Origin of the sequence: Mangrovimonas sp. YM274 (genome assembly GCF_030908385.1) — a bacterium.
Classification (GTDB): domain Bacteria; phylum Bacteroidota; class Bacteroidia; order Flavobacteriales; family Flavobacteriaceae; genus Mangrovimonas_A.
Window position 1 is genome coordinate 3,684,087 of the sequence record NZ_CP133091.1, and the last position, 12,149, is coordinate 3,696,235.

Genomic DNA, 12,149 nt, shown 5'->3' on the forward strand with positions numbered 1-12,149 from the left:
ATTCAAAACTAAGAACCGCACATCAAGCAATCATCACCTTCATTGGCCTTAGCAGCCTCAATCAACGCTTTCATTTCTTCTGCACTCATTGGCTCCACTTCCACATCGGAGGTTTCCTTGGCAAATTTAGCAGCTGTTTTGGCCGCCTGCTCCTTTTGCTGAACCACAACAGGCTCCTCTTTTACTTCTTCCATTTTTTCCTTTTTAGCCTGCGGTATCGCTTGCTCTTTTTTCTTATTGTCTAAAGTAAATTTAATAGCGTCTACAGCACTTTTGGTACGCAGGTAATACATTCCTGTTTTCAACCCGCTTTTCCAAGCATAAAAGTGCATAGAGGTCAATTTAGCCATCGTAGCTCCTTCCATAAATAAGTTTAGAGATTGAGACTGATCGATAAAATAGCCTCGGTGACGTGCCATATCAATTATATCCTTCATACTAAGCTCCCAAACTGTCTTATACAACTCTTTGATATCCTCGGGAATTTCATCTATATTTTGGATAGATCCGTTAGCCCTCATTATTTCCTGTTTCAAATTCTCATTCCATAGACCAAGCTCAACCAAGTCTTCCAATAAATGCTTGTTCACCACAATAAATTCTCCAGACAATACTCTTCTGGTATATATATTGGAAGTGTAAGGCTCAAAGCACTCGTTATTGCCTAAAATCTGAGATGTGGAAGCCGTTGGCATTGGCGCCACCAATAAGGAATTCCTAACACCATGCTTTAACACATCCTGCCTCAGTTTGTCCCAATTCCAGCGACCACTCAATTCTTCATCCTTAACCCCCCAAAGATTATGTTGAAACTCGCCCTTACTTATAGGAGACCCCTCATAACTTTGGTATGGACCATCCGCCATAGCTTCTTCCATACTTGCGGTAACCGCAGCAAAATAGAGCGTTTCAAAAATTTCTTGGTTCAACTTTTTGGCCTCATCACTTGTAAAAGGCATACGCAGTTTAATGAACGTATCCGCCAAACCTTGCACACCTAAACCTACAGGTCGATGCCTAAAATTGGAGTTCTGAGCTTCGATTACTGGATAGTAATTTCTATCAATAACCCTATTAAGGTTTTTAGTAACACGTTTGGTAATTTTAAACAGTTCCTTGTGGTCAAATTCCCCATTTTTAATAAACATTGGCAAGGCAATAGACGCCAAATTACATACCGCCACTTCATCCGGAGCCGTATATTCCAAAATTTCTGTACATAAGTTTGAAGAACGGATAGTTCCAAGATTTTGCTGATTAGATTTACGGTTTGCAGCATCCTTGTATAGCATATATGGTGTCCCCGTCTCTATTTGTGACTCTAATATTTTCTCCCACAACTCACGAGCTTTGATGGTTTTGCGCCCTCTCCCCTCTGCTTCATACTTTAAATAAAGCTCTTCAAAGGCTTCACTGTGGGTTTCATCCAACCCGGGACATTCGTTAGGACACATTAAAGTCCATTGACCATCCTCCTGCACCCGTTTCATGAACAAATCCGAAATCCACATGGCATAGAACAAATCGCGCGCACGCATTTCCTCTTTTCCATGATTTTTCTTTAAGTCCAGAAAATCAAAAATGTCGGCATGCCAAGTTTCAATATAAATAGCAAAACTACCTTTTCGCTTGCCGCCACCTTGATCTACATAACGTGCCGTATCATTAAAAACACGCAACATTGGAACAATCCCATTGGAAGTTCCATTAGTTCCTGAAATGTAACTTCCCGTTGCCCTTACATTATGAATAGCCAATCCAATACCACCAGCGGATTGCGAAATTTTAGCCGTTTGTTTTAGGGTATCGTAAATACCATCAATACTGTCTTCTTTCATAGTCAATAAAAAACAAGACGACATTTGAGGTTTAGGGGTGCCCGAGTTAAAAAGTGTAGGCGTAGCGTGTGTAAAATACTTTTTAGACATTAACTCATAAGTCTCTACAGCAGCATCCAAATCATTAAGATGGATTCCAACAGCTACCCTCATGAGCATATGCTGCGGACGCTCGGCGATTTTACCGTTCAATTTAAGCAAATAGGAACGCTCTAGTGTTTTAAACCCAAAATAATCGTAACCAAAATCGCGATTGTAAATGATGGTAGAGTCCAACTTGTCACGGTTATCCATAACAACCTTGTACACTTCTTCAGAAAGCAATGGAGCCTTTTGGCCAGTACGAGGGTTTACATAAGTATACAGATCATGCATTACCTCACTGAACGTCTTTTTTGTGTTTTTATGTAAATTGGATACCGAAATTCTTGCAGCCAACCGAGCATAATCCGGGTGAGCCGTAGTCATTGTAGCAGCAATTTCTGCTGCTAAATTATCAAGTTCACTGGTGGTCACACCATCGTACAACCCTTCAATTACTCGCATTGCTACTTTTACCGGATCGACCAATTCGTTCAATCCGTAGCATAATTTTCTAACTCTTGCAGTGATTTTGTCGAACATCACCGGCTCCTTTCGGCCATCTCTTTTTACAACATACATATGTTTACACGTTTTTAGCTTCCTGAATTGCTTCAGAAAATGGGTTAATTAGTTAGCCCAAACTTTGACAAATGCAAAATTCGGTAAGATAGGCTCTGAAGTTTTCAAGAAAACAAACCCTAAAAACTGCAGAGCTTTGTATTATAAATAAGTATTGATTACCCCTATGGAAAAGGGCTATATTTTAGATTTAAGGAAGATACCAATCGTTTAAAAATCGGCGTCAAACTTGAATTTATCTTCTTCTTCCTCTTTGTTAAGGACACCTGCCTTTTGATATTCCGACACGCGCTTTTCAAAGAAATTGGTTTTCCCCTGTAGGGAAATCATATCCATAAAGTCAAAAGGATTTGTCGTATTATAAACTTTATCACACCCTAGTTCGCTCAACAGACGGTCTGTTACAAATTCCAAATATTGAGTCATTAATTTAGAGTTCATCCCAATCAAACTTACAGGAAGAGATTCTGTGATAAATTCTCTTTCAATATCCAACGCGTCCACCAGAATTTCCGTAATACGTGCCTTGGGCACTTTATTTACCAAATGATGGTTATGCAAGTGCACAGCAAAATCACAGTGCACCCCCTCATCCCTAGAAATAAGTTCGTTTGAAAAAGTAAGCCCTGGCATTAACCCGCGCTTTTTAAGCCAAAAAATAGAACAAAAGGCTCCAGAGAAGAAGATACCTTCCACGGCGGCAAAAGCAATCAATCGTTCAGCAAAACTTGGTGATTCAATCCATTTAAGAGCCCATTCGGCCTTTTTCTTAATAGCCGGAAAAGTTTCAATGGCATTGAAGAGCATCCCCTTTTCCTTTTCATCTTTCACATAGGTATCTATCAACAACGAATAAGTTTCACTATGGATATTTTCCATCATAATTTGAAACCCATAAAAGAATTTCGCCTCACTGTATTGCACTTCATTAACGAAGTTTTCGGCAAGATTTTCATTTACAATTCCATCGCTGGCGGCAAAAAATGCCAAGATATGCTTAATGAAGTAACGTTCATCGTCTGTCAATTTACTTTGCCAATCTGTAAGATCTTGATGTAAATCTATTTCTTCCGCGGTCCAAAAACTCGCTTCAGATTTTTTATACCACTCCCAAATGTCGTGATGTTGGATAGGAAATATTACAAATCGATCTTTATTTTCTTGTAAAATTGGTTCAGTAGCTTGAGACATTAGTATTTTGTTTTTTTGGTTTTTTGATGATTTAAATGAATATTTTCTGACGACTTGGGTTTAACAAATATTCAAAATTGAACCTGAAAAATAAAACTAATTTTATGAACATTGTCAACAAGTTTTTAACAAACACAAAACCCTCCACCTTCCAAAAGTTTACAAAAAAATCACACCAACCCCCTATACTACTGAACTTTAAATAATTTAACACCTGCAATTGTTTACAATTTTTACAAACAATACATAAAACGAAACCGTTAAATTTTGATTAACAAAAAGCGAAGACAAAAAAGTTAAAATGAAGCAAAATAAAAAGAGAGCCTGACCAGCTCTCTTTTCCCCAATAATTAACTAAACTAACTAAAACTATACTTTAAAGAAATAGTTACCTTAAATTTTGTGATGACGAAACTAGATTGCTCTAGCTTCATTTGATTAATAGCGTATAATCAAAAAAGTGAATCACAAAAATCACTTTTACTTTACAAAAAATTTATCCCTTTAACACTTCAAATATCTTCAATTCAATTCAACTTTATTACCCTAGTTGTATAGTTGGTTAAAAAAACTGTATAATTGGAACTTACATTAACTTAGACAAAAAAATGTATATTTCACACTTTTTTTGCACAATTTTGGGCAATTCGTAAATTATCAACAGCATATACTTCTATACTAGAATATTACTATATTTGAAGCTATGATAAAAGCCGTAATAGTAGACGATGAACCAAAAGCTATACAAAGTTTGTCTTGGGAACTTACAAACTTTAGCGATGACATAGAAATTGTCAAGACTTTCACCTCTCCAGAAGCCGCCATAGACTATCTTGAAACCAATCCACCAGATTGCTTATTTTTAGACATTCAAATGCCTACGATGGATGGTTTTCAGTTTTTGGACAACCTTCCAGCCAAGGATTTTGCTATCGTAATTACAACGGCATATAACGAATATGCCATAAAAGCACTAAAACACGAAGCAATTGATTATCTTCTTAAACCGATAGACTCCGACGATTTGGAAGACACCATCAAAAGGGTTAAAAAATTTAATTACCGACTTCTCAACTCCTCCAAAATTGAAGAGGTATTAATTAATTTTCACACAAAATTTGATCAGAAGAAAATCACGATCAATACAGACGGAAAGTTGATGTTTGTACCCGTAGATGATATCCTCTTTATAGAATCAGACGGCAACTACAGTACCATTGTCATGGCAGATGGCCAAAAAACGGTTATTACCAAAAAATTAAAGGAAGTATACAGTATTTTACCCAAGCAATTCTTCTTCAGAATACACAACTCGTTTATCATCAACCTCAACCGAATCAAGGAATACATTAAAAACGATGGCTACGTCGTCATGCAATCCAACCACAAAATACCTGTTGCCAGACAACGTAAATCAAATTTTTTAGAAAAATTTTAAAATGTCAATGTCATTTCAAATTGGATTCAGAAAAGAGAGCTTTCCTCTTAAAGGCTATGCCTTAGTATTGTTTACAATACTCCTGCTATGGTGCCCCCATACCTTTTCTCAATCCTCAGATGACTTTTACAACAAGGCCTCACACCTAATGAAAACCAGGCCAAATGACTATTCTGAAATTAATGAAACCTTTAAAAACTTTAGAAGCGACAGTATTAAAATGAAAACCCTGGCCACCATGGCCGAGGCCTCAAATTATCTAGAAGCCCAATGTTATGCCTACAATTCCCTAGGCATTATTTACAGGAACACATCCCTATACGAAAAAGCTATTATAACCCACAAGAAAGCCAACGAACTGGCTGTAAATGCACAAAACACAGAGCTGGAAATTATATCCCTAAACATGCTTGGCGTTGTATACCGCCGCATGGATTTGGTAAAACCCGCATTAGACTACCACAAAAAGGCATTAGACTTAGCCAACTCTTTTGAAACTCCATCTGAAGAAGTAAAACACAGCATTGCAGTCTCCCAAAACAGCATGGGAAATATTTACCTAGCTCTAAACCAATACGACTTAGCCTTAAGACAATTCAGCAAGTCCCTGGTCATAGAAAAAGAACAAAACAATACGCTTGGCTTAGCCATAAACTATCAAAATATTGGCTATGCCAATGAAGCCAAAGGCTTATTAGACGAAGCTCTCAACAACTATAAAACCTCTCTTGAGTACAATAACAAAATTGACTCTGAAATAGGCCGAATTATATGCAACAATAGCATAGCTCAAATCTACATCAAACAAGGAAAACCACGCGAAGCTAAAACCATCATAGAAGAAGCTCTCAAAAAGGCTTTACTAGAGGGAGACCAGCTATACATTGCCTCCTCCTTCATTAATCTGGGCTGGGCTCAAAACGAACTGGGAGAATTTGATGCCGCTGAAAGCAATTTAAAAACCGCTATTGATATTGGAAAAAAATACAGTCTAAAAAGCGCCAAAGTAGAAGCGAATAAACACCTAGCCGAACTTTATGAAAAAAAGGGCAATTATGAAACGGCCCTAAACCATTACAAAGATTATATCGCAGAAGAAGAAACTATATTAAACGAGCGTAACCTTCAATACGTTAACGATATTATTGTGCAATATGAAAGTGAAATAAAAAATCACCAAATTCGTGCATTAGCCAACGAAAATGAGCTCGTGAAATCCAAATTACTGCGTAATCAAAAAATATTTTGGTATTCATTAATTGCCTTAATCTTGATTGCCGGGGCCATAATAACCCTAAACAGACACCGCCAATTAAAACAAGAAAAACAAATCCTAACATTAGAACAGGACATGTTAAGAAGCCAGATGAATCCTCACTTCATCTTCAACTCGCTTAACTCTATAAAGCTATACATTATCAACAACGAGAAGGAAAATGCGGTTTATTACCTAAATAAATTCTCTAAACTTATTAGAAAAATCCTGATTGCCTCTACGGAAAAAGAAATTTCTTTGGAAGACGAATTGGATACCATGAAGCTCTACATGAATATTGAAAACATACGGTTTTCGAACGAAATTGACTTTCAAATAAAAATCGATAACAACATCAATACCAGCAATGTTAAATTACCTTCTTTAATATTACAACCCTTTTTGGAAAATGCTCTATGGCATGGACTCTCCTCAAAAAAAGACGACAAAAAAATAATCCTACATGCTTCCAAAACCACCGATGACTATGTTACAATTTCCATTACAGACAACGGCATTGGAAGATTAGAGTCTGAAAAAATCAACAAGAATAAATTACTGAAAAGAAAATCTGTTGGTATTGCCTTAACTAAAGCAAGGCTTTCCAATTTTTACAAAACCTATACCAGTCCCTATAAAATTGAAGTAGTAGATCTATACGACAACAACCATAGACCTACAGGGACCAAAGTCATTATCCACATTCCAACACGCTCTAGCGTTCTTAGAACAGCGTAATCACTTAGTCTTTTCGAACTTTTCAGCAACTTTTTCTAATTCAGAATACCAGTCTTCACCAAACTTTCGAACAAGCCCTTGTTTGGCAAATTTGTAAACTGGCACCTGAAGCTCCTTACCTAAACTACAGGCATCATCACAAATGTGCCACCTGTGGTAATTAACAGCCGAAAACTCACTGTAATCCTGCACTCTAATAGGATACAAATGGCAGGACACCGGCTTTTTCCAGTCAATATCTCCTTGGTTATAGGCCTCCTCTATTGCACAAAGCGCTGTCCCCTTTTTATCAAAAATCACATAGGCACAATCTGCCCCATCAATCAAAGGCGTTTCCAAATCGCCATCTTCCGTGGTTATAAAAGTTCCCTGTGACTCTATGGCAGCAATACCTTTTTCTCGCAGATAAGGTTTTACTTTTGGGTAAATCTCTTCTAAAATACGCGATTCCTCTTCATCTAAGGGCGCCCCAGCATCGCCATCGATACAACAGGCTCCCTTACAAGCAGACAGGTTACACACAAAATCATTTTCTATGATTTCTTCTGAAACTATGGTTTTTCCTAACTGAAACATGTGGCAAAGATACGTCATATTCCAACAAAATAAATCCTTTGAAAAGCAATTAAATTTTACCCACTTTTATAAAGCTCATTAATTTGTAAATCCCGAAATTTGCCAAAAATTTCAACATAACATGATACAACTCAACATAAAAGAAATCATTACCACCTTTATGGTACTGTTTGCCGTAATAGATATTATAGGCAGCATTCCCATTATTATAGATCTCAGAAAAAAAGCAGGACATATCCAAAGTGAAAAAGCCGCCATCATTGCCGGAATCATTATGATTCTATTCCTCTTCTTGGGTAAAAGTATCTTATCAATGATAGGTATAGGCGTAAACTCATTTGCGGTGGCAGGAGCCTTTGTTCTATTTTTTATCGCCCTAGAGATGGTTTTAGGAATCACCCTATACAAAGAAGAAGAAAGCAACGCTATGAATGCCAGTGTTTTTCCCTTAGCATTTCCATTAATCGCCGGTCCCGGTAGTTTAACAACGATTTTATCTTTGCGTGCGGAGTATCACTTAGAAAACATCATCATTGCAGTCATTCTGAACGTTATATTTATCTACATTGTCCTTAAGACTTCTGTAAAAATTGAACGCATGATTGGCCAAAACGGCATCAGTATCATCCGAAAAATATTTGGTGTGATATTATTAGCCATTGCCGTAAAATTATTTGCCCATAACATTAAAGCCCTTTTTGAACTCGCTTAAAAACTTTTGTTACCATGAAAATATTTATCATCATATTTACAGTTATCGCCTCTGCACTAATCATATTCAACATTACTCAAATTGATTTTAGTGCTCCTTTTAAAGGGCAAAGCATTATCGCCCTTATTACAATCTTAGCTTCGCTTTGCGGTATTGTACTCCTTCAAATTTTAAGGATTTCAAAACGCATTGAGAAAAACTTAAAAAATAAAAGATAATGTTTGACGCTCTAATTATTGGAGGAGGCGCTTCGGGAATGTCCTGCGCCTTAGTATTAGGCTCTGCAGTCAATAAGGCATATGCCAAAGACAAGCAAATTGGCATTATCATGCACCAAAAGGCATCGCATCTTCAAAATGCAATATTCAACAATGCTTTAGGGTTGCCAACAGGCACTACCGGCCAATCCGTTTTGGACGATGGAAGCAAACAACTCGCCAACAATTACCCGCATGTCGTACAAATTGAAAAAGAAAAGGTTTTGGAAATACAACCTGCTGCAAACGGATTTAATATAATTACCAACAAAAACAGCTACACTTCTAAAATTGTTGTTGTAGCCGTAGGATACACCAACCTACTATCCATCAAAGGTCTAGAAACTTACATTGCTCCACATCCACGAGCAGAGGCTACCAAAGAACGCATCTGGCTGCAAAATGAGGACCACCTTGTCGCGGAAGGCCTATATGTTGCCGGAACTTTAGCTGGTTGGAGAAGTCAATTTAATATTGCTGCTGGAAGCGGTGCACAAGTAGCCACAGACATCTTGACCCTTTGGAACAACGGAATACAAAGTCATGTTCACGACAAATTATAAGAAGTATTAGTTCCCTTCGCTTAATTTAACCACTTCCAAGATCATATCATCGGAAGCATTTATGATGCGCTCATAGGTATTACCGCCATAAAGTTGGTCTGCAAGATCAGCCTTAATCATTCGTTTGATGGCATCGTGATAAGCCACAAAGGTCATTTTTACACGTTCTCTCTTATTCAAATACTCCTGGAATTTAACCACTATATCGTCACTAACTTCAAAATTTTGAATAAAATCTTCCTTATCTACATCACCATAAACACTCCTGTCTCTATCCAACTCCTCAAACACAAAATTACTCACATAACCCCTGCGCTTTATATAGGTTAATGTCTCATTGTGCACACTGCTATCCAGCGGTACAAATATGTCAGGAATAATACCTCCTCCTCCGTAAACAATTTTTCCTTTAGGGGTTACAAATTTCAACGAATCGGCTACTTCAATATTCTCTTCTTCAACAAGTTCACCATTGCGTAATCGCTTGTAATAATCGTTATAATATTCTTCATTATGACCATTGTGGTAAGGCCGCTGAATAGAACGGCCGGTAGGAGTGTAATATCTTGAAACGGTTAACCTCACGGCACTTCCATCTCCCAAGGCCATTTCGCGCTGAACCAAGCCCTTACCATAGGAACGTCTACCAATGATAGTTCCCTTATCGTTATCCTGAAGTGCTCCAGCCACAATCTCACTGGCAGAAGCTGAATTTTCATTAATAAGAATATAAACCTCACCCTCTTCAAAATCACCATTTCGGGTAGCATAGCTACGCTCTATTTTTCCCGCCTTATTTTTTGTAAACAAAATAAGCTTATCGTCTTCCAAAAACTCATCTACAATCTGTTCGGCAATCCCCAAAAAGCCCCCTGGATTATCTCTCAAATCCAAGACCAATTGGGTAGCCCCGTAATCCTGAAGCTGGTCCAATGCCGATTTAAATTCCCGATAAGTAGACTCTGCAAATCGATTAATTTTAATATATCCCAATCTGGAAGTAAGCATGTAAGAGGCATCCACACTTTTTATTGGAATGACAGTCCGTTTGATATCGAAGTCAAGCAGTCTATCTTCTCCCTTTCTGTAAACTGTTAAATGTACTTTGGAATTCTTCTCTCCCTTCAGTTTTTGAATAATGTCATCATTGGACCATTGCCGCCCGAATATAGAATCGCCATCGGCAACAATAATTCTATCTCCCCCCTTTATCCCGGCTTTTTCACTAGGCCCTCCTTCAACGGGCCTAATTACCGTCACGGTGTCTTTGTAAGTATAGAAGCTCACACCTATCCCCACAAAATCCCCTTTCATATTTTCCGAAACCCGTTCCATTTCACCCTTTGGAATATAGGTAGAATGCGGGTCTAGATTATCCAAAATTCCGTTTACGGTAACATCAACGATGCTATCTGTATTTACATCGTCAACATATTCATATTCGATATAATCTATAAGCCGATTGAGTTTATCCTTTTTGCTATTGGACGTAAACAGCCTATCCGAGGTGTCTGCAAAATTCAATTTACCCCCAATAAACACCCCAACAGCAACAGCCATTCCAACAATTAACGGTATGTATTTTTTCTTAAAACTCAATTCACTATCTCAACTTGCAATTCCTTTATACAGATATCAGGGCACCATCAATCTTCCAAATCCTCGATCAACTCCAATTCAATTCCCGCCTTCTCCAAAAATCGAAGCCCCGAATCGTCTTTGTAAGGTTGTTGATACACGACTCTCACAACTCCTGCCTGATGGATAAGTTTACTGCATTCCTTACACGGCGACAACGTAATGTACAAAGTAGCTCCTTTACAGGACTGAGTTGAAGACGCCACTTTTAGAATAGCATTAGCCTCGGCATGTAACACATACCATTTGGTGTAGCCTTCATCGTCTTCGCAATAGTTTTCAAATCCGGTAGGAGTACCATTGTACCCATCTGAAATAATCATTCTATCCTTTACTATGAGGGCCCCAACTTGCTTACGCTTACAATGTGATAATTTCCCCCACTCCTTAGCAATTCTTAAATACGCCTTGTCATAGCGCAACTGTTTCTTTTTCGGCATTTAGTATGTTTATAATAATCTGGGCGCAACGTACCTGCACCACAAAAAAGATACAAAAGTATGTCTGCAATCTTTATTCTAATATGATTTCCCACCATTTTATGGGTAAAAAGGGATACGTTTACACACTTGCAAACGCTATAACGAAGATAACGGGTTCATATTTTAATTGCAACGGGTTTAGAGTTAAAGTTTTACAAAACCCTAATTTACGCATACTCCTTAAAATAGGTATCCACTGTGCATTAATACGGGTACCAAACCTCCCAAGACCATTGCCGAAACCACCATAACCCAATCCCGTTTTGAGAACCTAAAAATGGTCTCTCCCAAGAATCCCAAAAACAAAATGATAAAGGCAATTATGAGCTGCCCCATTTCCAATCCTAATGACAATTCCAAAAGCGTTACCAATTTCATGTCTGCGGCATGCACTACTCTCCCAAAAATCCCCACATAGCCCATTCCATGAACCAACCCTAAAAACAAGGTCGCAAAAAACAAGACACCTATTTTTTCATTTTGGGCCTTCTTGCCAGAAGTAAATACATTATACAGTGCAATAATTAAAATAGTGCAAAGGATTAAAAAATCAACAAGCGAACCTTTGATCCTGATAACATCGTAGATTGCCAAAGCCAAAGACAAAGAATGCCCTAAAGTAAACAAGGTAATTAAAAACAGTACGCGTTTCCAATCCTTAAATGCAAAAGGCACCAACAAGACAATTAAAAATAAAATGTGATCGTAGGCTTTAATGTTCAGCACATGGTACATACCTTGCTGCAGGTGAGTCAAAAAATCGGCTAGCATAATTAATTACAATTTGGGATAAGTCAA

11 protein-coding genes are annotated in these 12,149 nt (G+C 37.8%); 5 read left to right on the forward strand and 6 right to left on the reverse strand.

The genetic code is table 11. From position 1 onward, the window contains the following. Positions 1-8: 8 nt before the first annotated feature. Both RBH95_RS16120 and RBH95_RS16125 read right to left on the reverse strand, forming a co-directional pair. Positions 9-2,501: a ribonucleoside-diphosphate reductase subunit alpha gene (locus RBH95_RS16120; protein ID WP_307900590.1), complete on the reverse strand. Its 2,493-nt coding sequence runs from the start codon at positions 2,499-2,501 to the stop codon at positions 9-11. Positions 2,502-2,711: 210 nt separating this feature from the next. Next, the gene (locus tag RBH95_RS16125; RefSeq protein WP_307900591.1) at positions 2,712-3,692 is read right to left on the reverse strand and encodes a ribonucleotide-diphosphate reductase subunit beta; all 981 of its coding nucleotides are present in this window, start codon (positions 3,690-3,692) and stop codon (positions 2,712-2,714) included. Between the two features lie 703 nt (positions 3,693-4,395). On the opposite strand from RBH95_RS16125, the gene RBH95_RS16130 reads away from it, so the two are divergent. Together RBH95_RS16130 and RBH95_RS16135 are read left to right on the forward strand one after the other, a co-directional pair. Continuing rightward, positions 4,396-5,130 carry a LytTR family DNA-binding domain-containing protein gene (locus tag RBH95_RS16130; RefSeq protein WP_307900592.1) on the forward strand — a complete coding sequence of 245 codons (735 nt, stop codon included), beginning with the start codon at positions 4,396-4,398 and terminating at the stop codon, positions 5,128-5,130. A 1-nt stretch (position 5,131) separates the two neighbouring features. Next, complete coding sequence (locus tag RBH95_RS16135; RefSeq protein WP_307900593.1) at positions 5,132-7,123, forward strand: tetratricopeptide repeat protein; 1,992 nt, start codon at positions 5,132-5,134, stop codon at positions 7,121-7,123. On the opposite strand, the gene RBH95_RS16140 is transcribed toward RBH95_RS16135, so the two are convergent. Next, entirely contained in the window at positions 7,124-7,699 is a 576-nt protein-coding gene (locus tag RBH95_RS16140) for a DUF3109 family protein (protein WP_307900594.1), read from the reverse strand. 124 nt (positions 7,700-7,823) lie between these two features. Here RBH95_RS16140 and RBH95_RS16145 point away from each other — a divergent pair, with 124 nt between their 5' ends. Genes RBH95_RS16145 through RBH95_RS16155 form a run of 3 tightly spaced genes read left to right on the forward strand, consistent with a single transcriptional unit; the run spans position 7,824 to position 9,231 of the window. Continuing rightward, positions 7,824-8,411, forward strand: a complete 588-nt coding sequence (locus RBH95_RS16145) for a MarC family protein (protein ID WP_307902268.1) — start codon at positions 7,824-7,826, stop codon at positions 8,409-8,411. A 14-nt stretch (positions 8,412-8,425) separates the two neighbouring features. After that, positions 8,426-8,629, forward strand: coding sequence for a hypothetical protein (locus RBH95_RS16150; protein ID WP_307900595.1), 204 nt, complete (start codon positions 8,426-8,428; stop codon positions 8,627-8,629). After that, entirely contained in the window at positions 8,629-9,231 is a 603-nt protein-coding gene (locus RBH95_RS16155) for an NAD(P)/FAD-dependent oxidoreductase (RefSeq protein ID WP_307900596.1), read from the forward strand. Before RBH95_RS16150 ends, RBH95_RS16155 begins: the two co-directional genes overlap by 1 nt. Before the next feature lie 6 nt (positions 9,232-9,237). Here the strand turns inward: RBH95_RS16155 and RBH95_RS16160 are convergent, their stop codons facing one another. From RBH95_RS16160 to RBH95_RS16170, 3 genes are all read right to left on the reverse strand, one after another. Continuing rightward, positions 9,238-10,830 (reverse strand): S41 family peptidase, encoded by a 1,593-nt coding sequence (locus RBH95_RS16160; RefSeq protein WP_307900597.1) that lies wholly within the window; start codon positions 10,828-10,830, stop codon positions 9,238-9,240. 47 nt (positions 10,831-10,877) lie between these two features. Further along, positions 10,878-11,309, reverse strand: a complete 432-nt coding sequence (locus tag RBH95_RS16165) for a dCMP deaminase family protein (protein ID WP_307900598.1) — start codon at positions 11,307-11,309, stop codon at positions 10,878-10,880. A 222-nt stretch (positions 11,310-11,531) separates the two neighbouring features. Next, complete coding sequence (locus RBH95_RS16170) at positions 11,532-12,122, reverse strand: HupE/UreJ family protein (protein ID WP_307900599.1); 591 nt, start codon at positions 12,120-12,122, stop codon at positions 11,532-11,534. Positions 12,123-12,149: the final 27 nt, after the last annotated feature.

Excerpts from the sequence above, each read along its gene's own strand:
- RBH95_RS16120 (WP_307900590.1), bottom strand. The coding sequence starts at position 2,501 with ATGTATGTTGTAAAAAGAGATGGCCGAAAGGAGCCGGTGATGTTCGAC.
- RBH95_RS16125 (WP_307900591.1), bottom strand. The coding sequence starts at position 3,692 with ATGTCTCAAGCTACTGAACCAATTTTACAAGAAAATAAAGATCGATTT.
- RBH95_RS16130 (WP_307900592.1), top strand. The coding sequence starts at position 4,396 with ATGATAAAAGCCGTAATAGTAGACGATGAACCAAAAGCTATACAAAGT.
- RBH95_RS16135 (WP_307900593.1), top strand. The coding sequence starts at position 5,132 with ATGTCAATGTCATTTCAAATTGGATTCAGAAAAGAGAGCTTTCCTCTT.
- RBH95_RS16140 (WP_307900594.1), bottom strand. The coding sequence starts at position 7,699 with ATGTTTCAGTTAGGAAAAACCATAGTTTCAGAAGAAATCATAGAAAAT.
- RBH95_RS16150 (WP_307900595.1), top strand. The coding sequence starts at position 8,426 with ATGAAAATATTTATCATCATATTTACAGTTATCGCCTCTGCACTAATC.
- RBH95_RS16155 (WP_307900596.1), top strand. The coding sequence starts at position 8,629 with ATGTTTGACGCTCTAATTATTGGAGGAGGCGCTTCGGGAATGTCCTGC.
- RBH95_RS16165 (WP_307900598.1), bottom strand. The coding sequence starts at position 11,309 with ATGCCGAAAAAGAAACAGTTGCGCTATGACAAGGCGTATTTAAGAATT.
- RBH95_RS16170 (WP_307900599.1), bottom strand. The coding sequence starts at position 12,122 with ATGCTAGCCGATTTTTTGACTCACCTGCAGCAAGGTATGTACCATGTG.